Source organism: Kitasatospora sp. GP30 (assembly GCF_029892145.1).
In the GTDB taxonomy this organism is placed as follows: Bacteria; Actinomycetota; Actinomycetes; order Streptomycetales; family Streptomycetaceae; genus Kitasatospora; species Kitasatospora acidiphila.
The window spans coordinates 1-26,955 of the sequence record NZ_JARZAH010000054.1 but is presented as its reverse complement, the minus strand read 5'-3'; the positions used below and the strand labels follow the sequence as shown (position 1 = coordinate 26,955).

Here is a 26,955-nt window from a genome sequence, read left to right as displayed (position 1 = left end):
CGGCGTAGGAGAGGACGTACTGCTGCAGGCCCGCGAGAGCGGCCAGGACGTCGGAGGCCGCTTCGGGGGGCGGGCAGGCGGCTGGTCGGGTTCAGCCGGGCCAGGTGCCGGGCGGCATCGGCGAGTTGGTCGGCGAGCGCGTGGAGCTGCTCACGCTCGAGGCGGTAGGGGATGAAGTCCATGGCGGCGGGTTCCAGTGGTGGAGGGGACGGGGGTTGGTTCAGCGCGAGCGGGCAGGGGCGCGCTGGACCGCTGCGGTGGCAGGCGCTGCGGTTGCGGTCGGAGCCGGGGCTGTTGCCGTTGCGCCGGGGGAGCGGGCGAGAGCGGCCCGCTGGAGCTGCACGGCCGGTGGGGAGACGGCCGAGGCAGCGGTCCGGAGAGTCTGGGCTGCCTCGGCGAGGTCGTCGTTCGCCGTCTCGACAGCGAACTCGATCATCTGCCCAGCGACGGTGTGGGCGTCCTCGTAGCCGACGTCATCGCGCTTGCCGGCCGTTCGGGCGACGAAGGCGATCTGCTGGGCAACCGTGCCGAGAGCGGACGCGGCCTGGGCGACGCTGCCGATCGCGCTGGCGAGCGCCTCGGCCGTGTGCGCCGTGTGCTCCTGCGGTGCGGGTGCGCCCGCACGGAACAGGTACTCGTCGCCCATCTCGGTGATGGATCGGCCGAGTTCGGTGATCTGGCCCGCCACACCGATGGGATCGGGAAGACGGAAGGGGCCACTGACCTGGGGCAGTTTGGCGCGGTGGGCGTCGAGCGTGGTCGCGGTGGCGCGCAGCAGTAGTGCTTCCGATATCGGGCTGTTCACGGGGTGCTCCGGAGGTGGCGGGAGGACGAGGTGTGGGCGGGCGCCGTGGCCGTGATGCCCGACCTGGACAGGGCGGGAACGGGAGGTGTGTCCCGCGGAACGGATTGCTGCTGAGGGCTTCGGGCCAGGGCTGCGCGGACCCGAGCCGCAGGGTTGGAGCGTGCCTCGGTGGCGGCTTTCTCGGCAGCCGGCGATGGGAGTTGGTTGGCCGTGCGCCAGCGGGCGCGCACCTCGTCGAGCGGGCCGAGGGCGTGCAGGGCCTGCCCGATGAGTCGGCCGGGCGCCATGGAGCTGCCCTCGGCCAGCGCTTTGATCGCGGTTGCGGCTCCGGCGGCGGTGCGGACGACGGAGGAGCGGATGACCTGGTCGCCCAGCCACTCGGCCGAACCCGCCCCAGGGCCACCGAAGAGGTTGTCGACCTGTTCGCGCGAGAGCGTGCCATCGGCCAGCAGGCCGCGCCGCTGGACCTCCCACAGGGCGGTCACCTCGTCGATCGGCTCGCCCCGGTGGTGGAGGGCACCGAGGCAGCGGTAGACCTGGCCGTGGCCGGCGTCGGCGAAGTCGCCGGGCCGTAGCCAGTCGTACACCTCGGCCATCGCTGCGGGCTGGCTGACGAGGACGGCCAGGAGGAACCGCTCGTCCTCGCTCTCCCGGGGCCCGGTCGGTGACGGTGCCGCGCTCGGGCCCGTTCCGGGCGGCGGGACGGGACGGGGCTCGGTGCCCCAGCGGCGGGCGAGGTCGCCGAGCACGCCGGTGAGGGCATCGGCGTGGTGTAGGACGCCCTCGACCCGGTGCTGCTCGGCATCGATGCGGGCGACGTGTTCCAGACGGACGGCGTGCTCCAGCACCGTGCGGTGGATGGACCCTTCGAGCACCATGCGGCCGTATACCGGGGCGTTCTGCGGGCGAGGGCACGCGGCGATCAGGGTGAACGGGTACGAGGCGTTCAACCCGCGCACCTCGCGGCTCGCCTCGGCGACCGTGTCGGTCACCCACGAGAGCGGCACTGTCCCGTCAGCCTCCCGCACCGGACGCTGATCGTTGCTCAGGGTCCGCATCGCGGCGAACAGGGCTCGGTGAGCCGGACGGTAGAAGTCGGCGGGTGTCAGCCAGGCCAGCGTGTCGAGCTGGGCCGGGTCGAGGAGGACCGCGCCGAGAAGGGCTTGCTCGCCCTTGAGCAGCGCGTCCATCACCGCCGCTTCCCCTTCCGCTTCTTCCGGGTGGCGGCCTGCTTGTCCCGCAGCAGGGCGACCTCGCGGTCGGCGGCGGCCATCGCGACGGCGAAGCGGTCCAGCTCACCGGTGAAGACCGGGTTGGTGGCCAGGATCGAGCCGGCGCCGGTGACCAGCCACCACTGGCCGCCCCGGCGGACGACCGGCGCCCCGGCCAGCGGAGCCGAACGGCGCTGGGAAGAAGGCGAGTTGGTGTCAGACATGAAGAGTCCTTCCGAAGTCGAAGCGGAGGAGTGGAAGAGCTGGGGCGGCACCGGCCGGAGAAGAGGCGGGTTCCCGGTCGGCGCCGCCGGGGGGTGCGTCAGGCCGAGAGGGTGAAGTCGTCGCGGTCGGCGGTGGCCTTGGCGATGGCGCGTTCGGTGATGGCCTTGGTGGCGCGGGCGGAGGCCGGGCCGATCTCCTTGGCGGAGCGCTCCTTGTACCAGGGCTTGAGGTCGAGCATCGCCACCCGCATGCCGGTCGCGAAGAGGAGGATCTTGCCCTTGGGCAGGGCGCGGATCTCGTCGGGCGGCAGGATTCGCTCGGTGCGCATCGACACCGAAGTCGACTTGCCGCTGCCGGAGTCGGAGACGGAGACGGTCTGCACCTCGTGTTCGCCGATCTGCCGGGAGAGCCGGTCCGCGAAGTCGGCGTCGTCGATACCGCTGCCGATGATCTTGGTGGTGGCTGCCGACCAGAGGGCGTCCATGCCGGCCTCGCCCCAGCAGCGCTGGCCCTGGCGGTAGGACTGCAGGATGGTGATCGGGATGACGCCCCGGCTGCCGAGGTGGGAGTAGAGGTCCGGCAAGTCGCTGATGCGGCACACGTTCGCGGCCTCGTCGAGGACGCACAGCGCAGGCGGGTCGAGCCGGCCGCCGGATCGTTCGGCGACGATGACGGCCGCGCGCATCACCGCGTCGGCCGCAGCCGCGATGATCGCCGAGGCCGAGCCGCCGCCGTCCTTGCTGAGCAGGAACAGCGTGTCGCGGGAGGAGGCGAAGTCGAACGGCTTGAACTCCGCCAGGCCCGGGGTGGGGGTGACCCAGGCGGCGATCTCCGGGTCCAGCAGGCAACTCGCGTACTGCCGCGCCGTCTCGTAGATGCCGTCCCTGGTCTCGGTGGCGCCGGTGACGGTGCCCTGAAGCTGGGCGGCGACTGCGTGGTGGCCGGCATCGGTGAGCAGGTCGACGGGGGTGCGGTCGGAGGGGGAGGCGAGCCAGGCCAGCACGTCGGTGATCGGACGGCGGTGGCTCGCAGCGGCGAGGAACAGCGACCCGAGGGTGTTGCTCGCCGCGGTCGACCAGAAGTCGGAGCCGCTGGACTCGTCGACTGAGGCGGTGACGAAGTGTCCGGCCAGGCGCTTGGCGCCGGCGAGGTCGCGGGCGTCGGCGAGGATGTCCCACCACATCTCGCGCGGGTGGTGCGCGATCTGCTGGGGGTCCATGGTCCAGACCGTGCCGACCTTCGCGCGGGCGTCGGCGCAGGCGGTGAAGGCGTCGTTTGCCGCTTTGTTCGAGGTCAGCAGCACCGGTCCGGGGGCGGCGAGGATCGCGGGGATCGCGATGCCGCTCGTCTTGCCGGAGCGGGGGGCCATGATGGCGACCATCACGTCCTCCCACGAGGCACGGACCTCGGCCCGGCCGGGGGAGAGCGTGCCGACCAGGATCCCGCGGTCGGCGGGGGCGATCTCCTTGTGGTCCTTCAGGCTCGGGCGCAGGCTGCGGGCCTTCTGCGTGATCTCCTTGTCCAGGAGTGGGGCGATGTCGGCCCGGCGGGCCAGGCCGCTCTTCGCGCCAGCGCGCCGCCGCAGCACAAAGCCGAGCGCGATGCCGCCGAGGAAGACGGTAATCAGCCCGGGGGCCACGCGCGCGCCCAACTGGAGGGCGGTCGGAGCAAGGTGGGGCCACAGCCGGTCGGGGTGCAGGAGGACCTCGACGACATGGAACGGCGCCCAAGGGCCGGACCCGAGGAAGTAGTTGGTGAGGTTGCCGGTCAGCCAGGCGAGGCTGCCGAAGGCGATGGCGGCGCCGACGACGGCGAACAGGAGGTAGAGGAGCGCGTCCGTGCCGGTGGAGGTCGACGGCGCGCCCGTGCGCGGGGCGGGCAAGGGAGAGTCCAGGTGGGTGCGAGCGGGCGGTGGGCGGGGCGCGCTCGGCTCTCGTACGGATCGTCATGGGACTGCTCTCCAGCGGGGCGAGGGTGAAGGAACGTTTCAGCGGGTGCGGCTGCTCGGGCGCTCTGCCGCTGTATTCGGCGGGGCTGGCGGCTGCTGTACGGGGACGTTCACGGTCGTAGCAGCGGAGGTGGCGAGGGCTGCCGCGCGCCGCAGTTCGGCGGGGCCGTCCATGCCGTCGAGAGCGACGACCAACTCCGGCTCGATGGCGACTCGGTGCTGCTGGACGCTCAGCAGGTAGGCCGCGCCGGACGCGGCGGTCAGCTGGTCCGCGCTGGGCCGCTCCGGCGGGAGGCTGTAGGAGGCGGGGTTGCCCGGCTGGGTCGGGGCGGTGAAGCCGAACTGGCGCAGGGTGCGGTCGATGAGACCAGGGGCGTCGGTGCGGCAGTCGGCCCAGATCTGGCCGTCGCCGCCGCGGTAGATCTCGACGTCGGTGCCGTAGGTGTCGGCGAGGTTTCCCATGGTGGTCGGTCCTTTCGGTGCTGCTGTCAGCGGGTACGGCGCGGTTGCGCAGCCGGGGTCGTGGTCGGCGTGGCGGTGGGCTCGGGGGTGGTGGAGAGCTGGGGCATGCGCCGGGGAGAGCTGGCGACGGCTGCCTGACGGCGTTGGGCCTCCGAGGTGGGCGGCGCACGCTGCCCATGACGTCGTGCAACAGTTCGCGGGTCCGCAGCACCGGCATGGTTTCCGAGTGGCATGAGTGGCTCGGCGCGGCGGGGTAGTCGGGGATCCTCGCGGTGGCAGTCTCCAGGCCCTCCCGGACGGTGAGGAGCGCCTGGTGGGCGGTGGCCAGTCGTGCCCACGTGTCGTAGGACAGGTTGTAGCCGGGGGAGGCGAAGTCCACCCTGGCGCGGGCCCAGTCGGCCCCGGCCGCGACCAGCTCGGTCAGCTGCGTCAGCGGGCCGACCAGGGTGCTGGTCGTCTCCTCGAAGATCGCCGCCACGTCACCGGGGCTCGCGTCCTCTTCGAGCCGGACGACCATGCCCGGCAGGGAGCGGGGGTCGGCGGCGGGCGGCGGGATGTGGCGGACCTGGAGCGGCTGGTCGGCTGCGGGTGGCCGGTCGCCGTGGGCCAGGCGGATGTTGTGCTGCATGGCGGCGCCGACCGCTTCTCCGATCGACGAGTAGTGCTCGGGCACCAGGGCTCCCAGGAGGTAGTGACGGGCAGGAACGTTTCAGCGGGTGCGGCTGGCGGGAACTGCCGCTGCGGCCGGTACGGACGTCCGCCAGGCGGCAGCGGGCAGGTCTGAGGCGTTGGCGGCGGCCGGGGCGGTGGTGCTGCGGGCGAGGGCGGCGCGGGTGCGCAGGTCGTCGGCACGGTCCGCCGTGTCGGACATAACGCGCTGCACCTCGTCGACGGCCCCGGCGAGTTCGGCCTGGGCGGTGACCAAGTGGTCGGACGCGATGCCGAACCGGTCGGAGAGTTCGAACTGGTCGGGGTCGAGTTCGGTGATCTGCTCGGATGCGATCTCGAGGGCCTCCTGGAGGCGCACCAGCATCCCGTCGTTCGGGTCGAGCAGCTGGTCGAGTGCCCCGGCGAGTTCGGCGAAGTCCGTGGCGCCGCGCAGCTCGTCGGTGAGATGAAGGATCTGCTGAACTGCGGTGTTGAGCGGCTCGGCGGCGAGCTTGGGGTCGAGGTCGACGGTGTAGCGGGCGGCGCGCAGCATCTCGGTGGCGTGGGTGGCGATGGCGGCCCGGTCGGTGGGGGCGGTGGTGGTGGGCAGCCGGTGGCGTCGGCCGTGCCAGTCGTCGATCTGCTTGAAGCCTGCGTGGCGGAGGAGGGTGGCCGACAGGTCGTCGCTGGCGCCGGTGGCGACGACGCTGCCGCTGGGCTCGGCGCTGATGGTGATGACGGGCATCCGGTGGTCCTTGGCGGTGGTGACGGTGCGGGTGAGGTGGCCGAGTTCGGCGGCGATGCGGGTGCACTCGGCTTGCACGTGGAAGGGGTCGCGGTAGGTGCTGTGGATGTATCCGTCCTCGCGCACGACGGTGGCGACGACGTGCACCGACCGGTCGCCGTTGCGGATCGCTGCCCACCGGCAGCCGTCCGGGTCGCCGGCGGGGGCGAGCCCGGTCGCGGTGACCAGGCGCCGGGCGACGTCGGCCCACTGGGCGTCGCTCAGGTCCGGGTGGCGGGGGTCGGATCGCACCGAGCACATCCACACCGGCTTCTGCGGCGCCCGGGCTCCGAGCCGCAGGGCGGGAGCGTCCAGCACGCCGCCGCCGAGCACCTCCTGCGGGTCGCCGAACAGCGGCAGTTGCTTGTCGGCGCCGCGGTAGTCGGCGCCGATCAGCCGGGGCCGCAGCCGGTCGCCAGGCTCGTCCAGGCCGTACAGGGCGGGAATCAGCGCGGCCGTGGTGGTGGCGCGCTGCAGGTGGGCGATCACGAACGTCCCCCTTCTCGGACGGGCGGCGGGGCCCGGCGAGCGGGCTGACGGGGACAGAATCCGCAGGATCGGAGGTTTGGCCCGGCCGGAGATCGGTGGTAGAAGCCGCGCTCCGGCCGGGCCGTTCAGCGCTCCTAGCCGAGCCGCTTCGGCGAGTTGAGCTTGTGCTCTTGGGCGAAGCGCTCGCAGGCGTATTGGGCGAAGCGCTCGTCGTTGTGCAGCCTGGCCCAGCGGCCGTCCTGGCGGATGACGGTGGCGACGATGTCGAGCCTGTCGACGGTAGAGCGCACAGCCAGCCAGCGGCAGGAGTCGGAATCGTTCTGCGGCTGGATGCCGGTGGCATTGAGCACCTGCAACAACAGGTCCCACCAGTGATCGTCACTGAGGCCGGACTGGGTGATGCTGCGTATCGAGCAGTGCCAGGTCAGGCGCGGGGAGGGGCTGTGGCCGGTGCGGGGCCTGCGGAGCGCCCGCGGTTCGTCCAGCAGCGCCGCCAGGTCCCGCAGGTCGTAGACCTCTTGATCGGGCGGACCCGGCGACCACGTAGCGAACAGGCTTGGCTCGAAGTCGGGATCGTCGTTGAGCGTGTTCAACGCGTTCAGCAGGTCGAGGGTGCTCTCGGTGCGCCGGACGGTGCACTGCAGCGGGTAGGTAGCCATGGCGGTGTGTTCCGAATCGTGGTGCGGTGGTGCGAAGTTGGGACCGGTGTCCTGCGTTGGGCAGGGCGCCCGCAGGTCAGACGAAGGGGTTCTCGGTCGGCCGGTCGGCGTCCACGGCGGCCTCCAGCAGCTCCTCCAGGTCGCCCGGTTCGGAGGTGCGCTGGTCGATCCACCAGCCGGCGCGGGTGATCGTGCGCGCCCGGTCCTCGATCCGCTCCCACTCAGGCTCCGGCATGCCGGAGTCGAGGACGAGCGCGGTGTACGCGGCGGCGAGGACCTGGTGACGGCACCGCACGCCCCACGCGATGCCCTTGGCAGTGCCCTCCAGCGGTGGCATCCGGAACTGCTCGGACCAGGCGTCGGACTCGGCCTGCTCGGCGGCGCGCTTGGCTTCGAGCCACGCGGCCTTCTCGGCCTCGTCGCCGTCCTTCGCGGCGCGCCAGCAGTCGGTGCATTCCTGCTTGGCCAGCCAGTCAGCGAAGCCGGCCCGGCGGTCGGCCGGACGGTCACCAAGATCCCTGGCTGCCTGGTGCCCGCACGAGTGGGTGATCTGCCAGACCTTCTTCACAGCCATGTGCTCTGCTCCTTGGTGGTGGGGGTTGGGGTGGTCAGCGGGCTCGGGCGAAGGCGATGCGCGGGTCGACCGCAGTCGGCGGCGGGCTCACGACGACCGCGGTCGACACGGCGGTGGTTGCCTTGAGTGAAGTTTCGTTGGCGCGGAACTTGTGCGTGGTGAACGCCTGCTGGGCCGGTGCGCGGCGGGCGGCGAGGTCCTCGGCCAGACGCGGCTGGACCGCTACCTGCAGGTCGCCTGCGCGGTGCATGGCGGTGGTGGCGGCGGCCATGCGCTCCAGTGATTCGCCCCGGTCGACGGTGACCGGCAGGGTGTAGACGTCGAGCACGTGGTTGAACCGCCAGCCGTGGGCCTCGAGGATCTGACCGCCGCGCTCGACCGCGTTGACTGTGTCGTCAGTGGCAGCGACGACGCCGAGCTGCGGATGCTCGGCGAAGGCGACGTCCGGACCGGTGCCAGGCGCCGGTTCGGTCGCGGGCAGCCGGGAGCGGGCCTGTTCTCGCGTGCCGGTGTTCTCGTTGGGGGCGAGTGCCATGTCGGTGTCGACGCGGTAGCCGGCGCCGGTGAGGAGCTTGGCGGCCCAGGCGGCACGCTGGTGGGGTTCGCGGTGCTGATCGGTGAGCGTGAAAAGCCCTGGATTGCCGGGCAGTTGCTGGAAGTCGAGGCGTTCCAGGAACCACTGGGCGGGGGCCGACTGGGTGGGCAGGGAGGCGACGATGCCGTGGTTCGGGTGGTGCCCGATGGCGACGTCGGGCAGCTGGGTGGGTGCGGCGGTAAGCACGATGGTGCTCCGTGTTGCTTGTTCGGACGGTGGACCGGCGGTCGGGGCGCGGTCTGCATCGGAGGGGCACAGCGGTCTTCCTTCCGGGACAAGGGAGTTCAGCGGCGCGGTACGGCAGCGCGGACGGCGGCGACCGGGGCGGCGAGGACGACTTTGGCCGGGTGGCCGGTGAGGGTACGCGTGGAGGTGGGGGAGGTGGCGAGCGCGGCGAGCACCCGGGCGTCGGGGCCGCCGACCGTGACCCGCGCTGTGGGTTGGGGGCGGCCGAAGTGGGCGCTGTGTCGGTCGGCGAGGTCGCCGCGCATCGCCCGGATCTCCCGCACGTAGCCGTCCGCCTTGTCCGCGATGTAGCGCAGACGGGCGGCGTAGTGCGGATCGACGGCGCCGCCCAGCCCCTCCCACCAGGAGGCCGTCTCCTGGAGCGCGCCGATGACCTGGTCGAGGACGCCGTCACCGGGAGCGGTCAGCTCGCTCAGCGCGTCGACCGCCTCCCGGGTGTGCCCAGCCTCCGCGATGGTCTTGCTGACCTGGGTCAGCGACCGGGCCGGGGGCAGAGCCGGCAGGAGGCTGTGGTCGATCAGGTCCGCCGGGCAGGTGACGCGGTAGCCGGCGGCACGCAGGTAGTCGACGGCTCGCGTGACAGTGGTCCGGCGCTCCGCCTCGTCGATTATGGCGGCCGTAAGCCGGTAATGGGTCTTGTCGATACGGACGACGGGGACGAACCCGGCGCGGTGGAGGGCGGACTCGGCGCCCGCGCGTACGGCCTGGACCTGCTCGCGTGACGGTACGCCGAGGCCGTTGAGGTGCTCGTCGACGGCGGCAAGCAGCGCGGGCACGCTTCCCGCGTTGCGGGCGTCGGGCCCGGCCGGCCTGCTGTCGTAGACGACTTCGAACAACTCGGGGCCGTCGGGGCTGTCGTGATGAGTCATCAGCCAGTCCGGCAGATCGTCGTCCGAGTGGCCGGACTGCTCCTGCGAGATCATCAGGCGGCTGCCGTCAGGCAGGATCGTGTCGACGATGTAGTCGTCCGCCCCGAAGTCGACTCCGGTCTCAAGGCCCCGCTGCGCGAGCGGACGGGTGGCGGGAAGGTAGCGCCTCGGGTTGCATGGCGTGCTCCTGCAGGGTGCGCGCCCCGGGGCGTTGGGGGCGGGGCGCTGATGATGCCGAGGACCGTGGACTTGGTCCGGCCGCGAGGCGGTGGTATGCGGTCACCGCGTGCGGCGGGGTATGCCGAGAACCGGCGGGAGGGGCGGTGCAGGCGCCACCGAGAAGTCGCCTCGGGGATGGCCGGTGCGGGCGAGCGCGGCCTTGACCTGCTGGTCGCGGTCCGGCACGGGCAGTGCGACCCTGGGTGCGACGTGCGCGGAGAGCACGGGGAGCGGGCCGTCCCTGAGTGGTGCGGCGGCCTCCCATGCCTCCTGGTTGCGCAGGCCCTCGGCGCGGTCCCGGGCCTGGTCGGACTCGGGGTGACCGGGGATGATGGCGGCCATGGCGCCTTGCCAGGCGTCCCGGACCTCCCGGAGCCGGGCGAGAGCCTCCTCGGTGGTGCTCAACCGCCCCAGAGCGGGAGCGATGGTGGAGTCGAGGCGGTCCTCGAGGCGGATGGCTGTCCGGATGCCCGCCGCGAGGTGCGGGCCCTGGTCGGTGAGCGTGGTGATGTAGCGCCAGGCGGCGCGGTTGCGGTCGGCTTCGGATCCGAAGGCACCGCTCTTCCCGCGGCGGCCCCGGGGGTATCCGGTCTCGGGGATGTAGTCGCTGCTCAGTTGCTGCAGGCGCTCGGTAGCGAAGGTGAAGGAGAGCGTCCGCAACTGCCAGGCAGCCTGCCGGTAGCCGGGCGCGAGGCGGTCCCGGATGTCGGCCGCCACCGTGGCCGGCGTCGCGTCGACGGGGAACACGATGCGGGCCGGGGGCTTCACGCCGCTGAGGTAGTAGTCGGGATCGTCGTCGGGGCGGGCCGCGCGGACCACGAGCTCGTGGCCGGGGCGTGGCCGGATGGCGAGGAACCGCTCACCGCCGGGCCCCGCGAGGGCGAGGGCGGTGTGCGGGGCCGAGACGCTGTCCCAGGTCGGTGGACCTCCGCCCCAGAGCCGCTGTCGGAGTTCGACGAGATCCCGGCCGGGGTTGATAGGACAGGGCTGGACGGACCAGCCGGGCAGGTGCTCGGCCAGCTCAGCGGCGAGCGCCGGCACGGGCACGGGGTGGTGGGGTTGATCGGGCAGCGCCCGGCCGTTCTCGTCGAAGTACACCTGCACGTACGTCTCGTCGCCAAAGTCGATGCCGGCGCGGGCATCACAGGGCTTGAACACGGCGAAGGAGGACTCCCACTGGTCGCCGTCTCGGCGGGTGGAGGCGAGTACGACGTGCCAGTCGGCGTGAAGCGCGGGGCGCTGGTCGGGGTCGGCGGCGACCAGCTGCTCGAACTCCGTGAAGTCGGCCGCCGTGAGGCGGGCGTGGTCAAGGTAGGTCACAACGTCGTTGGTAGACACGTGGGTTCAGGATTCTCGAAGGGGCGGCCGGTCAGGCAGCCATGCGGAAGTCGGTGTCATACAGCTGCTTCTCCCTGGCGTGGAGGATGTGCTGCACGATGAAGGAGAGCGAGGCGACCTTCCACAGGCCCCGGCCGCGAGTGAGGGCGGCGATGGCTTGGGCCTCGACACCGGTGAGCCCGAGCAGAGCCATGGCGGCGGGGATCTGGTCCGGCTCCTGGCGGTAGATGATCCGGGTCGAGCAGTCGGCCAGAAGGCCCTCGGCGAGAACGCGCCCGCGCGATCCGGCGTCGCCAGCGGACAGCAGGTCAGAAAGCCGGTGCAGGATCAGCAGGTTGGCGATGCCCAATCCTCGGCTGAGCTTCCACTGCTGCTGCATCCGCTCCAGCAGCCCGACGTGCCGCATGATCCGCCACGCCTCGTCGTAGATCACCCACCTGCGACCAGCAGTTGGGTCCGCGAGGGCGGACTCCATCCACGCGCTCGCGCACGTCATGGCCAGCACCAGGGCCGTGTCGTCGCCGCTGCTGCCGAGCCGGGAGAGGTCGATGGAGAGCATCGGCGCGTTCGGGTCGAACGTCACGGTGGACGGCGCGTCGAACATGCCGCTGAGGTCGCCGTGGACCAGGCGGCGCAAGGCGTGGGCGAGGTCGTCGATGGCGTGGCCGAGGCTGCCCGCCTGGTCGCCGAGGGCGGCGTCGAGGCGTTCGGGGCGGCCGAGGACGTGGGCGATGTCGCCGAGCAGTGGCACCGTGCTGTGCGCCTCGGCGTCGGCGACGGCCAGGTCGAGGGCGACGTCCAGGCCGGTGTGCTCCATCGGCAGCAGATCGCGCTTGAGCACGGTGGCCGCCAGGCTGGCCAGCAGCAGGAGGCGCCGCTTGCGGACCTCGCTGGTCCAGTCCTCCTCGCTCACCCCGTCCGGACGCTGCGGTGCGTCCAGCGGGTTGAGCTTGCCGGGCAGGCCGGGGCCCAGGGCGATGGTCTGGCCGCCGAGTGCCTCGGCCAGGCCCGACCACTCACCCTTCGGGTCGGACGGGATGTAGATCTTGTAGCCGTGGGCGATGGCCCGAGTCGCGATGGACTTGGCGAGCGCGCTCTTGCCCATGCCGATGATGCCGCACAGGATCCCGTTCGGGTTCGTGAACCCCTCTATTCGGCCGGAGTTGTAGAGGGCGAAGGGGTGGTAGCAGAAGGAGCCTTCGGCGTGGAGGTCGCGGCCGATGAAGATCCCCTCGGCTCCGAGGCCGGCCTCCGCGAGGAAGGGGTAGGCCCCGCCGGCGACGGCGGTGGTCATGCGGTGCTTGGGCAGGCGGAGCTTGCCGCCGCGCGCGGAGGCGGGGCCGGGACGGCCGGAGGCCGGGTAGACGGGCCGGAGTTCGGGGTCGGCGCCCTCGCGCTCGCGTCGCACGGCGGGCAGGGTGGCGAGGCGGGCCTTGGTGCGGGCTTCGGCGAATCCGGTACGGGCGGAGCGGCGGTCGGCTCGGGTGCTCTTGCGCGGGACGAACAGGTGGGAGGCGGTGGCGCGGTTCCTGGGCATGATCACGGATTCCGGGGTGCGGGGTCAGCGGCGGACGAGGCCGGTGAACGGGGTGTGCAGGTCGGCGGGGGTGGTGCGGCGGCGCACCAGCTGCGCGGTTTCCTGGTGGCGGCGGCAGATGCTCAGCTCCGGCGCGCCCTCGGGCAGGCGGGCGCGGCATGCGTCGGGGCCGGGAACCTCGCCGCTGCCAAGCCGGGGCGAGGCGTGGTAGGCGGCGTGGAGGTGGTCGGCGGCCTGCCACAGGCGGGTGCGGGCGGCCTTGAGGTGGTCGCCCTCGGCGGGCAGCAGCGGGGAGGTGCGCTGGGTGTGGGCGTCGAGAAGGCCGTGCAGCGAGACCAAGTGCTCGTGCAGGCAGTCGAGTTCGGTGCGGGAGGCGACCAGCGGGCCGGTTGGGACGTTGAGCGCGCGGTGGAAGTCGATCGCGGCGGTCGCGTATGGGACGAAGTCCTGCGCGGTGGCGGTGGAGGCCGGCATCAGGGTGCTCTTTCAGAGGGAGGGCGGGCCGGCATCAGGCGGCGAGGGCGAACGGCAGCGCGGAGGCGGTGAACGCCTCGGCCTGCTGCCAGGTGAGCGGGCGCAGGTCGAGCTGGGCGCCGACGGCCGCGGTCTCCACCACGGCGCAGGCGGCGCGCAGTTCGTCCTCGGTGTCGGCGGAGACGGTCAGCAGACCGGTGAGGGCGACGTCGGCGTGGCCGGCGATCAGCTGTCGCTCGCGGTCCTGGATGTCCTGGTACTCCACCGAGTCGGCCTCACTGGCGACCTGGCCCTTGCGGGCGCGCTCGGCCGAGTCGGCGATGACGCTGGCTTTCTTGCGGCGGACATCGCGCATCGCCGAGTCCAGGTCCTTCGGCTCGTAGCAGAGCGAGATGGTGCGGCGTACCCCCGAGGCGAACATGAGCTGGTGCAGGAAGCCGGGGTTGACCTGCGTCCTGGGCCAGTTCTCCACCCAGTAGGTGGTGTGGTGGGCGGAGTCGGTCGAGATGTGGTCGGCCTTCTCCACCACGACCACCGGGCCGGCGGCGGCAGGGTCGGCGGCCGGGCGCCCGTCCTCGGACCAGCGGTCCAGCGCCGCACGGGACTTCGGATCGTAGGCGGTGCGGGCGACGGCGGCGATCTCTCCGGCGTTGAGCCAGCCGGTCGGGTTGAGGCCGGCGGTGCGGGCGGACTGCTCGAACGCGGAGGTGAGCTGGGCCAGGACCGCGAAGCCGCCGGTCAGGCCGCCTCCGGCCTGGTTGATCAGCCGTCGCGCAGCCTTGAAGTCCATGGCCACGGCGACGTACGCCTCGTGCGGGGCCGCGGCCGGACCAGCACCGCGGATCAGCTCCCCGTACAGCTCACCAGCGAGCGGTGCGTCGGGGCGGCCGTGCTCCTCCCAGTAGCGGCGAAGCGCGTCGCCGGTGTCGGGAACGGTCCGCTCCACCACCTGGATGCGGGCGACCTGGCCGGTGCGGGCCAGCGCCGCGAGCGCGCGCCCCCAGCCGTTGACGTTGGCGCTCTGGGTACCGGGGTCCAGGAGGGCGTAGGCGCGGCTGCTGACCTTGACGATCGCGGTGAGGGTGCCGGCGTGCGGGTCATGGACGGCGCCGTAGCGACGGTCCGGGGCGGTGACCACGCGCAGGCTGGCCGCGCTGCCGGGCAGGTGCAGCAGACCCTCGCGCACCGGGCGGGAGGAGGGGCGGACGAGCCAGATCAGCTGTCCGCGCAGGCGCCGCAGGCCGTAGCGGGCGGCGATAGGTGCCCAGTCGGCGAGGGTGCGGCCCCGGTAGCGGATGAACACCAGGGCGGCGACTGCAGCCCACAGGGGTATGAGCTGCAGGGCGCCGGTGACGCCCCGGGTGGTGAGGACGGCGAGCAGCAGCAGGCCGGTGGTGGCGCAGGTGATCAGCTGCGGGGCGCTCAGGCCGAGCAGGATGCCGCGGCGGCTGCGGTGGGGGAACTTGACGGACGCAGGGGCGTCGGGCGTCGAGGAGGGCATCGGGGTTCCAGAGGGGGTGAGCATGCGGGCGGCGGTCGGGGGCGCGGCGCTCTTCTGGACGTCATCGCGGGGCTCCTTCGAGAGTTCGGGTCGGGGTCCGGGGTGGGCGGTGAGGGCCGCCCACCCCGGGAACGAGGACCGGTCAGGAATCGGGCTCGGTGGGCCGGTTCGGGAAGACGAACCGAGACGGTGCTCCGGCCGGGGATGGCCCAGTGGCTGCCGGTGCCGGCGGTGCCGGAGCCGAGGGGGCCGGACCGGGCGCCGGGGGCGCGGGTGCAGCCGGGGTCGTCGACAGTTCCGGCGCGGACGGAGTGGCAGGCTGGGCCGCGACTCCGTCCTGGCCACCGCCGGACGACGTCTGCCCATCACCTGAGCCGGGTGCGGCCCGGGTGATCAGGGCCGGGATGCCGGGCCGGGTGACCAGGGCGCGTCCGCGGTCGCCGGGTGCGGCCGGGTCTTCGCCGAAGCGGAACTTCGTCGGCTGCTGGGCGGGGCCGGCGTCGATGCCTTCCTTGCTGATCCGGCCGGTCGGGTCGATGCCGGAGGAGGCGTCGCCGCCGTCCATCCCGGGGACGTGGCTGGGGCCCTGCGGGGCCGGGACACCGGTGCCCATCCGCATCGCGAGGCCGGCGGCGGTCTTCGCGGCACCAGCAGCTACCGCGACACCGGCGACGCCGGTGCGGTGCATGTCGTCGTGGCCGGAGCCGTCGGTCGCCCAGTGGATGAACTTGTAGCAGGCGTACGGGCACAGCAGGACGAGCACCATGATCACGACACCGGCCATGGCGTCGGAGAGAGCGCTCATCCCGTCCTTGGCGTTCGAGTTGCCGATCGCGGAGATGCCGGTGATGAACACGATGGTCATCAGGAGCTTCGACGCCACCAGAGTGGCGGTGGCCTCGATCCAGCCGCGCCGCCAGCGCTGGGCGACCTCCCAGCCGCCGCCGGCCCCGGCGAAGCTGGCGAGCACGACCAGGACCAGGATTCCGACCTTGCGGGCGACCATCGTGCCCCAGTAGAGGAACGCGCCGATCGCGCATCCGATGGCCACGAGCGAGGGGATCGTCCAGCCGAGCCCGTACATGGCGCCGAGTTCGGAGACCTTGATGATCCTCCGGACCGCGTCGTCCAGATTGGTTCCGGCGGCCTTGAACAAGCTATCGGATAGTGCGTCGACGACCGTCACCGCAACCGAGGTGAAGGAGATCGCGCAGAAGCTGAACAGGACGCCGGTCATGGTGCCCCAGGCCGCGCGGGCCAGTGCCCGGTCGTCGCGCCGCCAGGCGGCGAGGATCAGCTGAGCGCAGAACGTTCCGACCGTGAGGATCAGGCCGATCGGCAGGATGAGCTCGTAGTTCTGCCTGAACCACGAGGCGTTGAGGTCGATGCCGGTGGTCTGGTTGACAGCCTGCGAGGCGAGGTTGACGGCACTGGTCGCCAGCTCCGTCATCGACTTGGTGATCCACGCACCGATGCCGTCAGTGATGCTCTTGCCCGGATCGGAGACGAAGTTGATCGCGTCGACCGCCTCGCAGACCTGGCTGATCATGGGGACGTCGCAGACACCCATGGGAGAACCTCCTTCCTGGGATTAGGGCGAGACGGTCGGCAGCACGCCGACCAGAGCGCAGGGACGGTCAGGGCGGCACTGGACGGCGAGGGTGGACGAGCGGTCCTCGGCCCCACCCTGCGGAGCGCCGTTCCAGGAGATCGACTGCTTGCCGGTGACGGTGACGGCGTAGATGTACGCCTGCTTGATCGCCCCCGGATCGGCCTGCAGCGCCCTGGTGAACGTGTCCGGGAAGTGCGCCTCGTCCGCGGTCGCGGTGGCGAACTGGCCGGAGTCGGCCATCCGTCCCCACAGCAGCGGCGAGGGCACCAGGCGGTCCACCGAGTCGGCGTCCGCGTAACTCCCCTCGGTCGTCAGCCACCGGTGGAGGCCGGCCACCAGCTCCGGCTGCGAGTAGGAGCGGGTGTCGTACGACCACAGCGCCGCCGCCGCCGCCTTCGAGTAGGCGATCGGATCGTGCGTCGATGGCGGCAGCGGCACCGAACCGGCACCGCCCGCTGCCGCCGACGCAGACGCGGAAACAGAGGCCGGGGCTGGCGAACTTGCCACGTGAGAAGCAGGGTTGGGCGCAGTCCGAGTGCCGCGGGTGAAGTAGGCGAGGGCGCCGGCCAGGACGACGAGGACCACCAGGACCACGAGTCCGAGCAGCGCCCGGCGGCGCACGCGCGATGCGCCGCCGGACACGCCTTCACGGGTGAAGGAACGATTCTGCATCAGTGAACCTGGCCGCCCAGCCCGGAGAAGAAGGCCACAATGCCGTTCGCCGCACCGATCAGAAGAGCGGCGCCCGCGCTGACCAGCACGCCCTTCTTGCCGTTGGCCTCCGCCTGGTGGCCGCCGGAGTGGTGACCCCAGGCCCACACCCCGGCGCTCACCGCGAGCGCGCCGACGATCGCGATGATCCCGAACAGGTTGATCGAGCCCATGACCTGCTTGAGGACCGAAAGACCGGGCAGGCCGCCCTCGTTCGGGGTGATGCCGGGGTCGAAGGCGAGCTGCGTGGCCGCGTCCGCGAGAAACATAGGGACTCCAGTTTGAATATGGGCAGGTGAAGGCAGCCCGATAGGGAAGGAAGGGGGAGGGGAGGAATGCCGGTCAGACGACGCGGCGGGCGGCGAGGATCTGCGGCCGCCATTCGGCGAGGGTCGAGATCTTGACCACGTCGCCTGTGTGCGGGGCCTGAACGATCAGGCCGCCGCCGATGAACATGCCGACGTGCTCGGGCACTTGGGCCGTTCCTTCGGTGAGCAGCAGGTCACCGGGCTTCAGCGAGTCGACCGTCACCGGCTGACCCTCGCCGACCTGCGTATAGGTCGTCCGCGAGAGCGTGACCCCGGCCGCCCGGTAGGACGCCTGCATCAGCGAGGAGCAGTCGCAGCGGCCCATCGGGTCGGCGCCGTGAGGGTCGTTGCAGTTGCCGCCCCACTGGTACGGGGTGCCCAACTGGCCGAGTGCCCACCTGATCGCAGTCTGGACCTGCGGGGGAGCGTCGGTCGGGATCGTGTACCCGGCCGGGAGCGAGCCCGCCGGGATGGTCCCGAAGTTGCTGCCGTCGCCGCCCGTCCCGCAGCCGCCGGTGCCCGGCAACGGGCTCGCGGTGCTGGTGCCCGAAGGAGACGGGGCCGGTTTTGGGCTTCCCCCGGGCGGCTGGGCGGCGCCGGCGGGAGTGAGCAGCGGTTCGATCGCCTTTTGCAGCGCGGTTGCCAGCGGCTCCCACTTCGCGTACGCGTCGGGGAAACCGCTGCGCTGCACCGCCTGGGCGGCCTGGGTGACGGTCATCGACTGCCAGCCGTTGACTTGCTGGAGCGCCTCGTAGAACTTCGTCGAGGCGTAGACCGGCTGCATGATCTGTGTTGCCGTGCCCCAGCCCTGCGAGGGTCGCTGCTGGAACAAGCCCAGCGAATCGCGGTCCCCGTAGTTGATGTTGCGAAGTCCGCTCTCCTGAAGCGCCGTTGCCAGGGCGACGATCTGCCCGCGGACGGGGATGTGCATCGCGACGCCGGTGGCCTGGATCGTCTTGGCGTTCGGGATCTGCTCGTCCGGCTTGTCCAGCCCGGCCACGTTCGGCGCCGACAGCGGGCTGGAGCCCTTGAGGATCGACTCCACCTGCGCAGCGACGGCGGAACTGTCCACACCCTGTGCACCGCCGCCACACGAGGCGGAGGCCGCCGACGCGTTGCCCGCGCCGACGATCACCACCGGCAGGGCGAGCATCAGCGGGCCGCAGGCGAGGACGCTGAAGAGTGCGCCAGCGGTCTTCTTCACGGCCGCCGCCGATCAACGAAGTGGCACAGGGCAGTTGGCGGGGGCGGATGAGGGCACGGGTGTGCCAGGGCAGGCTGCATCGCAGCGGCTCCTTGCGGGATTCGTAGGAGGGCGCGGTGCCGGACTCTCGTGCGAAGAAGTCACCGGCACCGCGCCGGTCGTGAAACCGCCCTCGCTCAGGGCGGGCCCGGGTCAGGGGAGTTGGTAGCTCCCGGACGCCGGTCTCGGGTCACGCGCGGCAGCCAGCCGCGCTCGTAATCTCAGCCGGAACACGATGGCCTCCTGTGCGGGTCGGGAAGGGTGAGGGCGTGGGTCCGTGCGCTGCCCCCGTTGGACGAGACAACACACGACAACACGAGCTGTCCCGGGCCGAGTTGGCCACCGGCCCGGTTGGCATGGCGAGACAGTAGACGCGAAAGTCGGCCGCACCAAATGACCCCCGACCAAGCCCGTCACCCTCGCTGCTGCTCGTTAGGTACGGCCGCCGATCGCCGCTACCTTCCTCGGCATCCCCGCTCCCGGCGGCTGCCGCCGGCGCCGCCCGGAGCGGGCCCAACCACGCCCTGAAGGAAGAACCCATGAGCTACAAGCTGCACCGAGGCGACGCTCTCACCGTCCTGAAGTCCCTGCCCGACGAGAGCGTCAACGCGGTGATCACCGACCCGCCGTACAACAGCGGCGGCCGGACCAGCTCCGAGCGCACCAGCCGCGACGCCCGCGCCAAGTACGTGCAGACCGGCGTCGCCCACGACCTGCAGACCTTCCCCGGCGAGAACCGCGACCAGCGCTCCTACCGGTCCTGGCTCACCGAGCTGCTGACTGAGGCGTACCGGGCGAGCACCGAGCACTCGGTGGCGATGGTCTTCTCCGACTGGCGGCAGGAGCCCACCACCAGCGACGCGCTGCAGATGGCGGGCTGGACGTGGCAGGGCACCATCCCGTGGATCAAGCCCGCCAGCCGTCCGCGCAAGGGCGGCTTCAAGCAGAGCGCGGAGTTCATCATCTGGGGCGTCAAGGGCACCCTCGACAACAGCCGGGACCTCTACCTGCCCGGCCACTTCATCGCGAGCCAGCCCCGCAAGGACCGGGTCCACATCACGCAGAAGCCGCTGGAGATCATGCAGCAGCTCGTCCGGATCTGCCCCGAGAACGGCGTGGTCCTCGACCCGTTCACCGGCAGCGGCTCGACCGGCGTCGCCGCCCTACGCGAAGGCCGTCGATTCGTCGGCGCCGAACTCTCGCCGCACTACGCGGACGTGGCCGAACAGCGCCTGCGCGCCGAACTGACGCAGGACGACTTCGTCCTCGCCGGACCGGAGGCGTGACAGTGAGAACCCCGGACAGCCGGCACCGACAGGCCCCCAGACACAGAAGGGCGGCTGGAGCATGAGCTCCAGCCGCCCTCGCCGTTTCGTCAGGCCGCCTGAACCGCCCGCTCGATCAGCGGGCCCGCCTTCTCCAGGTCGGCCGCCGAGGCGATCCGCACCTCCAGGTCCCCGGTGCCCAGGTGCCCGATCCCGCGCATGTCGCGCGTGAAGCCCTCCTCCAGCTCTACCGTGTCCGGGTCCAGGCGCAGGTACACAAGGATCACCCGGTGCGAAACCGAAGGCCGGAAGATCACGCTGGCCACGTTCTGCAGCCGCCGGTAAGCGATGTAGTGCTTGAGGACGACGGTCTCCACCTCGCCCGACGCGGTGAGCACCTCGTCCAGCTCGGCGTACAGATCCCGGAGGCACTCCGGTACGTCGCCGCCGACCGGCACCTCGGCCACCTCGGCGGCAGCCGCCGGCACCGAAGGCGCGGGGCGTCTGCGCATGGCTGCCTGGCTGACGGCAGCGGAGACCGGCTCGACCAGCTGCAGGCTCAGCAGCCCGCCGTCGAAGATCCGGTAGCGGACCAGCTCGATCGGCCACTGCCGACCCAGGTCACCAACGGCAACCCGGTCGTGGTGCGAGAACCCGGCCGCGATACACAGCGCCCGGGGCGCACGCCAGTCGATGGACTCAGCCGCCTCCGGCCCCAGCTTCTCCCGGACGAGGGCCTCGAACTCGTGGTGGCTGCTCTTCACCCAGGTGAGGTAGGAGACCGCCTGCGAGACGACTCCGCTGTCGTTGCCCTTCTTGAACTCGATCACGACCGGCACGCCGTTCTCGTCCAAGCCCAGCGAGTCCACCCGCCCCCGGTGCCACGGACCGGTCGGGTACTCCGACGCCAGGAACCGGATGCCGAGCATGGCCTCCATGCTCGCCTCCACCCGGCGCTGCAACTGCACCTCCAGCGCCACCGTCGAGCTGCGCAGCTCCACGTCCTGGCCGTCTGCCGCCAGCCGAAACACCTTGAGATCGCTCATCCAGCCCCAATCCGAACGGTCGTACGAGAAGACCAATCGAAATGAGGACTGCTCTATTCCGGAGTGTCAGGACCTGAGCCCCAGCCACACGACGACGAGGCCGGCGGGCAGGACGGTAGTCTGCTCGGCCGCCAGGCCCAGAGGGGTTGGCGGGCTCAGCCGGTCGGGCGGTTGCGCTCGTCGGTGGGAGGCGTCCTGTCCTGGAGGGCATAGACACGAGTCGCGTTGTTGTGGAAGATCGCGTCTTGCTCGGTGGGGCTGAGCCAGTTGACGAGCTGTTCGGCGATCCTGACGACCGTGCAGTAGTCGGCTTCCAGGGTGGAGACCGGCCAGTCCGAGCCGAAGAGCAGCCGTTGCGGGGTGAAGGCCTGCACGGCGGTGCACGCGTAGGGCTTGAGGTCTTCGGTGCGCCAGCTGCCGGGCTTGGCTTCGGTGAGCAGGCCGGAGAGCTTGCAGACGGTGTTGGGCAGGGCGGCGAGTCGGCGCAGGTGGGTTGCCCAGGGCTCGAGGGTGCCGGCGGCGATGGGGGGGGTGCCGAGGTGGTCGAGGACGAAGGTCAGTTCGGGCAGGTGGGCTGCGGTCAGTGCGGCGGCGTTGATTTGGTGGGGCTTGACGACGAGGTCGTATGCGAGTCCGGCGTCGGCGACGGCGCGAAGGCCGCGGCGTACGTCGGGGCGCAGCAGCCAGTTGGGGTTGGGTTCGTCCTGGACCTGATGGCGGATGCCCACCAAGCGGTCGCCACCAGGGAGTTCGCGCAGTGCCGCGATGGCGTCGGCGACGTTCGGGGCGGTGAGGTCGGTCCAGCCGAGGACGCCGCGGATCAGGTCGCTGTGGTGAGCCAGGGCCAGGAGTTCCGGGGTCTCCTCGGGGACACAGACGGTCTGGATGAGGACCGTGCCGACCACGTCGGCCGACTTCGCCTCGGGGGCGAGGTCGGCGGCGGTGAAGGAGCGGGCGAGGGGTGCGAGGTGCTCGCCGGTGATCCATGGCTGGGGGCGGACCGTCAGGTCCCAGAGGTGGTGGTGGGCGTCGATGATCCGGCGGCCGGTCACAGCTGCCACACCACCGGGAGCCCGGCCGAGCAGCCGTCGTCGGAGTAGTCGTGCACGACGTCGAGCAGGTCGGCCATCCGGGCCTGCCAGGTGACGTTGACCGGCAGCTGCTCCAGTTCGGCGAGCAGGCGGGCGTAGTCCTCGCACTCCAGCAGGTGGAAGAGCTCGGTGCCGCTGCGCCAGATGGTCCATTCGCTCACGCGCGCTGCGCGGATGGCGGCGGTGAGTTCGGCGGGTACTTCGCGGTGCGCGGCCTCGTACTCCTCGATGCGGTCGGGGCGGACGCGGGTGTGCAGGGCGATCCTCATGAGTGCTCCACGATGATGACGTCCAGGGTGCGGGGGCCGTGCACGCCCTCCACCCGGTCGAGTTCAATGTCGCTGGTGGCGGACGGGCCGGAGATGAAGGTGAGCGGCAGGGTGGCGTCGAGTCGGGCGAGAGCGTCAGGGACGTCCTCGGCGATCTGCTCGGCGCGGATTACGCACAGATGGTAGTCGGGGACCAGGGTGAGGGCGCGCCGGCCCTGGCCCGGCCCGGTGTCCAGGACGATGGTGCCGGTCACGGCGATGCCGACGGCGGCCAGGGTGATGGCGCCGTCGAGGGCGTCCAGAGCCGGTACGGTCAGTGGCTCGGAGTGCCACTGCCAGTCGCCCGGTGGCAGCAGTTCGAGGGGAAACGCGCCCGGCAGGGCCAGGTTGCGGACGTCGCGCTGGGTGAGGGCGACGGCGATGGCGGCGGGCAAGTCGTCCTGGGTGGTTCGGGTCACGGTGGCGCGGTAGTCGGCGACCCGCTCGGCGAAGAGGGCGATGACGTCCTCGCCTGGCGCGAGGTGGCTGCGGCGGTATGCCCGGGGTACGGACACGTCCTGCGGCCTCTCGGCCGCCGGGACGTCGGCGAGCGCGGTGCGGATGCGGGCGAGGATGCTCTCGCGGCTGGTTGTCACTGGTGACCTTCGCGGTTCTTGCGCCACCAGCTGCGGAAGGACTCGGCCGGGGGGCGGGGGTGTCGCGGGAGCCGGACCAGTCGCGCAGCACCGGTCCGGGCAGCCGCCCGATCCGGCCCTTTCGGGCGATGGCCCGACCGCCGAGTGAGGCGGCCTTCTGCGCGGCGGAGAGCAGGCGCGGGGAGTCGAGGACGGTGGCGGCGGCCTTCATCGCCAGTGCCTCCGGGTTGAGCGGTCCGCGTTTGGCCTGGACGACCTCGGCCCGTAGGTGGGCGAGCACCTCGGGGATGTTGATCTTCACGGGGCAGGCGTCGTAGCAGGCTCCGCAGAGCGTGGAGGCGAAGGGCAGCGAGGAGGCCTGCTCGACGCCGACCAGTTGCGGGGTGAGCACGGCGCCGATCGGCCCGGGGTAGACGGAGCCGTAGGCGTGGCCGCCGGTGCGCTCGAAGACGGGGCAGACGTTCAGGCAGGCCGAACAGCGGATGCAGGCGAGCACCTGGCGGCCGACGGTGTCGGCGAGGGTGTCGGTGCGGCCGTTGTCGAGCAGGATCAGGTGGAACTCTGACGGCCCGTCGCCTTCGGTGGCGCCGGTCCAGGTGGAGGTGTAGGGGTTCATCCGCTCGCCGGTGGAGGAGCGCGGCAGCAGTTGCAGGAACACCTCCAGGTCGGACCAGGTGGGGACCACCTTCTCGATGCCCATCACGGTGATCAGGGTCTGCGGCAGGGTCAGGCACATCCGGCCGTTGCCCTCGGACTCCACCACGGTGACCGTGCCGGTGTCGGCGACCGCGAAGTTGGCGCCGGAGACGGCGACTTTGGCGGTGAGAAACTTCTGCCGCAGATGCATCCTGGCCGCTTCGGCGAGCGCTGCAGGGCTGTCGCCGAGGCCCTCGGGGGCCGGCTCGCCCCAGTTGGCCATCTCGGCGGCGAACAGGTCGCGGATCTCGTTGCGGTTCTTGTGGATCGCCGGCACCAGGATGTGCGAGGGGCGGTCGTCGCCCAACTGCACGATCAGCTCGGCGAGATCGGTCTCGTAGGCGGTGATACCGGCCTCCGCCAGCGCCTCGTTGAGGCCGATCTCCTGGGTGGCCATCGACTTGACCTTCAGCACCTCGCGTTCGCCGGTGGCCCAGACCAGCTCGGTGACGATCCGGTTGGCCTCGGCAGCATCGCTCGCCCAGTGCACGGTGCCGCCGGCGGCGGTGACGGACTTCTCCAACTGGACGAGGTAGTGGTCGAGATGGCGCGCTATGCGGTTCTTGATGGCGGCTGCGGCGTCGCGCAGCTCCTCCCAGTCGTCCAGTTCGGCGGCCACGGCGAGGCGCTTGTCGCGGATGGTGCCTGTGGCCCGCTTCAGGTTGGCGCGCAGCTGATCGTCTTTCAGCGCGGTGCGGGCGGCTTTGGGGAAGGACGGGGTGTCGAGCCAGACCACTCCTCGGGAACTCACAGGGTGTCTCCTTCCGTGCTGGCGAGGATCTCGGCCAGGTGCATGGTCCGCACGCCGCTGTCCTGGCGGGACAGGCCGCCGCCGATGTGCATCAGGCAGGAGTTGTCGGCGGCGCAGAGCACCTCGGCGCCGGTGGTGAGTACGCCGGCCGCCTTGTCGGCGAGCATGGCGCTGGAGGTGTCGGCGTTCTTGACCGCGAAGGTGCCGCCGAAGCCGCAGCAGGATTCTGCGGCGGGGAGGTCGACCAGGTCGATTCCTCTTACCGCGCGCAGGAGTTGCTGCGGTCGGTCACCCAGGCGCAGCCCGCGCAGCGAGTGGCAGGTGGGGTGGTAGGTGACGCGGTGCGGGAAGTACGCGCCCACGTCGGTGACCTTCAGGACGTCGGTGAGGAACTCGGTGAACTCGTGGACCCGGGGCACCAGGTCGGACACACTGCTGCGCAGTTGGTCGTGGCCGTACTTCTCCGCGAGCAGCGGGTGGTTCTCCTTGATCATGCCGGCACAGGAGGCGGACGGGGTGATCACGGCGTCGTAGTCGGCGAAGGTGCGGGCGAAGCGGGCGACCAGCGGGACGGCGTCCGGGCGGTAGCCGGTGTTGAAGTGCATTTGCCCGCAGCAGTTCTGCTCCTGCGGGAAGTGGACGGTGTGGCCGAGCCGTTCCAGCACGGTGACCACGGCCCGACCGGTGCCGGGATACATGGTGTCGTTGAAGCAGGTGATGAAGAGAGCGATGCGCATCAGCGCACTTCCTCTGGGGTCGGGACCTCGGGCGGGATCAGCCCGCGCTCCTTGAGCTCGCCCCAGAGGGCGACCGGGACAGGGTGGAGGAGCATGGCCGCCCCGTCCGTGGCTTCGGCGGCGCTGCGCATGCCGACCAGGACGCCGGCCACGGCCGGGTGACCGAACGGAAACCGCAGGGCGGCTGCCCGCAGTGGCACGCCGTGGCGCTCGCAGACCGCCTTCAGTTCCAAGGCTCGCGCCAGCAACTCGGCGGGTGCGGCGGTGTAGTCGAAGGTGGCGCCGGGCTTGGGATCGGCGAGCAGACCGGAGTTGAACACGCCGCCGACCACCACCCCGACCCCTCGTTCGGCCGCCAGCGGCAGCAGTTCGGCAAGGCCCCGCTGGTCGAGCAGGCTGTAGCGGCCGGCCAGCAGGACCACGTCGACGTCGGTCTCGCGGATGAGCCGGGCCAGCAGGTCCGGCTGGTTCATGCCGACGCCGATCGCGCCGAGCACGCCTTCGGCGCGCAGCCGGGCCAGCTCCGGGTAGGCCTCGGCGAGGGCCTGGTCTGCGTGGTCGTCCGGATCGTGCAGGTAGGCGATGTCGATCCGGTCGAGGCCGAGGCGGTTCAGGCTCTCTTCGATGGAGTGCCGCACGCCCGCGGCGCTGAAGTCCCAGCGGCGCCTGTAACAGGCCGGGACGGCGAAGCCGTTGGCGAGGTCGTCGCCGCTCGCCTGCGGGGCGGGTTCGAGGATGCGGCCGACCTTGGTGGACAGGACGTACTCGTCCCGGGGCCGGGCACGCAGCGCCTCGCCGAGTCGGTGCTCGGACAGACCCAGGCCGTAGTGCGGGGCCGTGTCGAAGTAGCGAACTCCGCTCTCCCACGCCGCCTCGATGGCCAGCGCCGCGTCCGGGTCGCTGACGGGCGTGAAGAGGTTGCCGATGCCGGCGGCACCGAAGGCTAGTTCGCTGACGCGCACCGTGCTTGAGCCGAGGATGTTCTGACGCATCATCACCCCTGGGGAAGGGGTCGCAGCCGTAGGCCCGCCATGCCGCCGTCGACCGCCAAGGCCGTGCCGGTGGTGCTGGCGGAGGCCGGCGAGGCGAGGTAGGCGATGGCGGCGGCGACCTCATCGGCGGTGACGAGGCGTCCGGTGGGCTGGCGGTTGTTCAGCGCGGCGCGCTCGGCGGCCGGGTCGGCGGAGGCGTCGAGCAGTCGGCCGACCCACGGGGTGTCCACTGTCCCCGGGTTGACGCAGTTGACTCTGTAGGTGCCAAGAACCACGTCCGTGCTGGTCACGCTGCATGTTGGTATTCGTGCAGGATGCCGCGGAGGCGGTCGTGTCGGCGGACGTCGAGGTGGGTGAGCCGGTCGGGCTCGGTGATGGTTTCGGCCAGTTGGCGGAGGGGCGCGGCGCTGGCGAGGCTGCGGTGGGGCCTGTGCGTGTTGTAGAAGTGCTCGTACTCGTGTAGCGCGTGGAGTAGGTGGGCCTGGTTCCAGATGAGGGTGCGGTCGAGGAGTTCGGTTCGGCAGGATCGCACCTAGCGCTCCATGATCGCGTTCATGCGTGGCATTCGGACGCCGGTCTGGACGATCTCGATGCTCTCGGCCTGCAGGATGGCGTCGAAGGCGGCCGGGTAGCGGATGTCCCGGTCCCGGAGCAGGAACTTCACCCTGGTGCCCGTGTCCTGAAGGTCCATGGCCATGTTCCGGGCGAGCTGGGTCAGCCAGGCCGCGGTGGGGTGCGCCGTCGCCCCGAGGATCCGCACGCGTCGGGTGGCGTGCTCGATCACCGCGAGGACGGTCACGGTCGCTCCGGTCAGTGTCTTGGTCTCGAAGAAGTCCGCGGCGAGGATGGCGTGGGTTTGGGATCGCAGGAACGCTGCCCAGGTGGTGTGGTCGCGTTCGGGTGCGGGGTCGATGCCGTGTTCCTTGAGGATGTTCCATACGGTGGAGGCGGCGACCTTGATGCCGAGGGTCGCGAGTTCGCCGTGGATGCGCCTCTAGCCCCAGGTGCGGTTCTC

General features: G+C 71.4%; 25 protein-coding genes and 3 pseudogenes. 1 reads left to right on the top strand and 27 read right to left on the bottom strand.

Features of this window, described 5'->3' with window-relative positions; genetic code table 11:
- Positions 1 to 220: 220 nt before the first annotated feature.
- The 18 genes from P3T35_RS37520 to P3T35_RS37435 all read right to left on the bottom strand — a co-directional run bounded on the left by P3T35_RS37520 (position 221) and on the right by P3T35_RS37435 (position 18,419).
- Positions 221 to 805 carry a hypothetical protein gene (locus P3T35_RS37520; RefSeq protein WP_101383003.1) on the bottom strand — a complete coding sequence of 195 codons (585 nt, stop codon included), beginning with the start codon at positions 803 to 805 and terminating at the stop codon, positions 221 to 223.
- Positions 802 to 1,995, bottom strand: a complete 1,194-nt coding sequence (locus tag P3T35_RS37515; RefSeq protein ID WP_101383004.1) for a DnaB-like helicase N-terminal domain-containing protein — start codon at positions 1,993 to 1,995, stop codon at positions 802 to 804. The genes P3T35_RS37520 and P3T35_RS37515 overlap by 4 nt, the downstream gene beginning before the upstream one ends.
- On the bottom strand, positions 1,995 to 2,240 hold the full coding sequence (locus P3T35_RS37510; RefSeq protein ID WP_101385383.1) for a hypothetical protein: 246 nt from the start codon (positions 2,238 to 2,240) through the stop codon (positions 1,995 to 1,997). Before P3T35_RS37510 ends, P3T35_RS37515 begins: the two co-directional genes overlap by 1 nt.
- Before the next feature lie 98 nt (positions 2,241 to 2,338).
- Entirely contained in the window at positions 2,339 to 4,123 is a 1,785-nt protein-coding gene (locus P3T35_RS37505) for a type IV secretory system conjugative DNA transfer family protein (protein WP_180356663.1), read from the bottom strand.
- Between the two features lie 105 nt (positions 4,124 to 4,228).
- Positions 4,229 to 4,651 (bottom strand): hypothetical protein, encoded by a 423-nt coding sequence (locus P3T35_RS37500; protein WP_101383005.1) that lies wholly within the window; start codon positions 4,649 to 4,651, stop codon positions 4,229 to 4,231.
- Between the two features lie 709 nt (positions 4,652 to 5,360).
- Positions 5,361 to 6,572, bottom strand: coding sequence for a hypothetical protein (locus tag P3T35_RS37495; RefSeq protein ID WP_280709421.1), 1,212 nt, complete (start codon positions 6,570 to 6,572; stop codon positions 5,361 to 5,363).
- A 134-nt stretch (positions 6,573 to 6,706) separates the two neighbouring features.
- Entirely contained in the window at positions 6,707 to 7,231 is a 525-nt protein-coding gene (locus tag P3T35_RS37490) for a hypothetical protein (RefSeq protein ID WP_101383006.1), read from the bottom strand.
- Positions 7,232 to 7,307: 76 nt separating this feature from the next.
- Positions 7,308 to 7,805, bottom strand: a complete 498-nt coding sequence (locus tag P3T35_RS37485) for a hypothetical protein (RefSeq protein WP_101383007.1) — start codon at positions 7,803 to 7,805, stop codon at positions 7,308 to 7,310.
- A gap of 34 nt (positions 7,806 to 7,839) precedes the next feature.
- Positions 7,840 to 8,586, bottom strand: a complete 747-nt coding sequence (locus tag P3T35_RS37480; RefSeq protein ID WP_101383008.1) for a hypothetical protein — start codon at positions 8,584 to 8,586, stop codon at positions 7,840 to 7,842.
- Positions 8,587 to 8,684: 98 nt separating this feature from the next.
- Positions 8,685 to 9,569 carry a hypothetical protein gene (locus P3T35_RS37475; protein WP_101383009.1) on the bottom strand — a complete coding sequence of 295 codons (885 nt, stop codon included), beginning with the start codon at positions 9,567 to 9,569 and terminating at the stop codon, positions 8,685 to 8,687.
- Positions 9,570 to 9,794: 225 nt separating this feature from the next.
- Positions 9,795 to 11,054 carry a hypothetical protein gene (locus tag P3T35_RS37470; protein WP_101383010.1) on the bottom strand — a complete coding sequence of 420 codons (1,260 nt, stop codon included), beginning with the start codon at positions 11,052 to 11,054 and terminating at the stop codon, positions 9,795 to 9,797.
- A gap of 49 nt (positions 11,055 to 11,103) precedes the next feature.
- Positions 11,104 to 12,609 carry an ATP-binding protein gene (locus tag P3T35_RS37465; RefSeq protein ID WP_101383011.1) on the bottom strand — a complete coding sequence of 502 codons (1,506 nt, stop codon included), beginning with the start codon at positions 12,607 to 12,609 and terminating at the stop codon, positions 11,104 to 11,106.
- Positions 12,610 to 12,633: 24 nt separating this feature from the next.
- On the bottom strand, positions 12,634 to 13,086 hold the full coding sequence (locus P3T35_RS37460) for a DUF6238 family protein (protein ID WP_101383012.1): 453 nt from the start codon (positions 13,084 to 13,086) through the stop codon (positions 12,634 to 12,636).
- Positions 13,087 to 13,117: 31 nt separating this feature from the next.
- Positions 13,118 to 14,584: an SCO6880 family protein gene (locus P3T35_RS37455; RefSeq protein WP_101383013.1), complete on the bottom strand. Its 1,467-nt coding sequence runs from the start codon at positions 14,582 to 14,584 to the stop codon at positions 13,118 to 13,120.
- Between the two features lie 142 nt (positions 14,585 to 14,726).
- Entirely contained in the window at positions 14,727 to 16,154 is a 1,428-nt protein-coding gene (locus tag P3T35_RS37450) for an ATP-binding protein (protein ID WP_101383014.1), read from the bottom strand.
- 21 nt (positions 16,155 to 16,175) lie between these two features.
- Positions 16,176 to 16,868: a hypothetical protein gene (locus tag P3T35_RS37445; protein ID WP_101383015.1), complete on the bottom strand. Its 693-nt coding sequence runs from the start codon at positions 16,866 to 16,868 to the stop codon at positions 16,176 to 16,178.
- Positions 16,868 to 17,176: a DUF6112 family protein gene (locus tag P3T35_RS37440; protein ID WP_101383016.1), complete on the bottom strand. Its 309-nt coding sequence runs from the start codon at positions 17,174 to 17,176 to the stop codon at positions 16,868 to 16,870. Before P3T35_RS37440 ends, P3T35_RS37445 begins: the two co-directional genes overlap by 1 nt.
- A 73-nt stretch (positions 17,177 to 17,249) precedes the next feature.
- Positions 17,250 to 18,419 carry a C40 family peptidase gene (locus tag P3T35_RS37435; protein WP_101383017.1) on the bottom strand — a complete coding sequence of 390 codons (1,170 nt, stop codon included), beginning with the start codon at positions 18,417 to 18,419 and terminating at the stop codon, positions 17,250 to 17,252.
- Positions 18,420 to 18,997: 578 nt separating this feature from the next.
- On the opposite strand from P3T35_RS37435, the gene P3T35_RS37430 reads away from it, so the two are divergent.
- Positions 18,998 to 19,744: a site-specific DNA-methyltransferase gene (locus P3T35_RS37430; RefSeq protein WP_101383018.1), complete on the top strand. Its 747-nt coding sequence runs from the start codon at positions 18,998 to 19,000 to the stop codon at positions 19,742 to 19,744.
- An 89-nt stretch (positions 19,745 to 19,833) separates the two neighbouring features.
- Here the strand turns inward: P3T35_RS37430 and P3T35_RS37425 are convergent, their stop codons facing one another.
- From P3T35_RS37425 to P3T35_RS37385, 9 genes and pseudogenes are all read right to left on the bottom strand, one after another.
- Positions 19,834 to 20,769 (bottom strand): DUF5655 domain-containing protein, encoded by a 936-nt coding sequence (locus P3T35_RS37425; RefSeq protein ID WP_101383019.1) that lies wholly within the window; start codon positions 20,767 to 20,769, stop codon positions 19,834 to 19,836.
- A 155-nt stretch (positions 20,770 to 20,924) separates the two neighbouring features.
- A complete protein-coding gene (locus tag P3T35_RS37420) occupies positions 20,925 to 21,821 on the bottom strand; it encodes an amidohydrolase family protein (protein ID WP_101383020.1) in 897 nt (298 codons plus the stop codon).
- Positions 21,818 to 22,129, bottom strand: a complete 312-nt coding sequence (locus P3T35_RS37415) for an L-rhamnose mutarotase (protein WP_101383021.1) — start codon at positions 22,127 to 22,129, stop codon at positions 21,818 to 21,820. The genes P3T35_RS37420 and P3T35_RS37415 overlap by 4 nt, the downstream gene beginning before the upstream one ends.
- Positions 22,126 to 22,383 (bottom strand): LUD domain-containing protein, encoded by a 258-nt coding sequence (locus P3T35_RS40515; protein WP_348533457.1) that lies wholly within the window; start codon positions 22,381 to 22,383, stop codon positions 22,126 to 22,128. The genes P3T35_RS37415 and P3T35_RS40515 overlap by 4 nt, the downstream gene beginning before the upstream one ends.
- Positions 22,384 to 22,760: 377 nt before the next feature.
- Positions 22,761 to 24,211, bottom strand: a pseudogene (locus P3T35_RS37405) (LutB/LldF family L-lactate oxidation iron-sulfur protein).
- The gene (locus P3T35_RS37400) at positions 24,208 to 24,948 is read right to left on the bottom strand and encodes a (Fe-S)-binding protein (protein ID WP_101383023.1); all 741 of its coding nucleotides are present in this window, start codon (positions 24,946 to 24,948) and stop codon (positions 24,208 to 24,210) included. Before P3T35_RS37400 ends, P3T35_RS37405 begins: the two are co-directional and overlap by 4 nt.
- Complete coding sequence (locus P3T35_RS37395) at positions 24,948 to 25,940, bottom strand: aldo/keto reductase (protein ID WP_101383024.1); 993 nt, start codon at positions 25,938 to 25,940, stop codon at positions 24,948 to 24,950. Before P3T35_RS37395 ends, P3T35_RS37400 begins: the two co-directional genes overlap by 1 nt.
- A gap of 2 nt (positions 25,941 to 25,942) precedes the next feature.
- Positions 25,943 to 26,197, bottom strand: a pseudogene (locus P3T35_RS37390) (SDR family oxidoreductase); the annotation flags it as partial.
- A gap of 29 nt (positions 26,198 to 26,226) precedes the next feature.
- Positions 26,227 to 26,955, bottom strand: a pseudogene (locus tag P3T35_RS37385) (integrase core domain-containing protein); the annotation flags it as partial.

Bases quoted from the DNA above. Each gene is read 5' to 3' on its own strand.
- P3T35_RS37515 (WP_101383004.1), bottom strand. From the start codon at position 1,995: ATGGACGCGCTGCTCAAGGGCGAGCAAGCCCTTCTCGGCGCGGTCCTC.
- P3T35_RS37415 (WP_101383021.1), bottom strand. From the start codon at position 22,129: ATGAGGATCGCCCTGCACACCCGCGTCCGCCCCGACCGCATCGAGGAG.
- P3T35_RS37490 (WP_101383006.1), bottom strand. From the start codon at position 7,231: ATGGCTACCTACCCGCTGCAGTGCACCGTCCGGCGCACCGAGAGCACC.
- P3T35_RS37395 (WP_101383024.1), bottom strand. From the start codon at position 25,940: ATGCGTCAGAACATCCTCGGCTCAAGCACGGTGCGCGTCAGCGAACTA.
- P3T35_RS37465 (WP_101383011.1), bottom strand. From the start codon at position 12,609: ATGCCCAGGAACCGCGCCACCGCCTCCCACCTGTTCGTCCCGCGCAAG.
- P3T35_RS37450 (WP_101383014.1), bottom strand. From the start codon at position 16,154: ATGGGTGTCTGCGACGTCCCCATGATCAGCCAGGTCTGCGAGGCGGTC.
- P3T35_RS37440 (WP_101383016.1), bottom strand. From the start codon at position 17,176: ATGTTTCTCGCGGACGCGGCCACGCAGCTCGCCTTCGACCCCGGCATC.
- P3T35_RS37425 (WP_101383019.1), bottom strand. From the start codon at position 20,769: ATGAGCGATCTCAAGGTGTTTCGGCTGGCGGCAGACGGCCAGGACGTG.
- P3T35_RS37455 (WP_101383013.1), bottom strand. From the start codon at position 14,584: ATGCCCTCCTCGACGCCCGACGCCCCTGCGTCCGTCAAGTTCCCCCAC.
- P3T35_RS37485 (WP_101383007.1), bottom strand. From the start codon at position 7,805: ATGGCTGTGAAGAAGGTCTGGCAGATCACCCACTCGTGCGGGCACCAG.
- P3T35_RS37400 (WP_101383023.1), bottom strand. From the start codon at position 24,948: ATGCGCATCGCTCTCTTCATCACCTGCTTCAACGACACCATGTATCCC.
- P3T35_RS37445 (WP_101383015.1), bottom strand. From the start codon at position 16,868: ATGCAGAATCGTTCCTTCACCCGTGAAGGCGTGTCCGGCGGCGCATCG.
- P3T35_RS37510 (WP_101385383.1), bottom strand. From the start codon at position 2,240: ATGTCTGACACCAACTCGCCTTCTTCCCAGCGCCGTTCGGCTCCGCTG.
- P3T35_RS37500 (WP_101383005.1), bottom strand. From the start codon at position 4,651: ATGGGAAACCTCGCCGACACCTACGGCACCGACGTCGAGATCTACCGC.
- P3T35_RS37475 (WP_101383009.1), bottom strand. From the start codon at position 9,569: ATGATCTCGCAGGAGCAGTCCGGCCACTCGGACGACGATCTGCCGGAC.
- P3T35_RS37430 (WP_101383018.1), top strand. From the start codon at position 18,998: ATGAGCTACAAGCTGCACCGAGGCGACGCTCTCACCGTCCTGAAGTCC.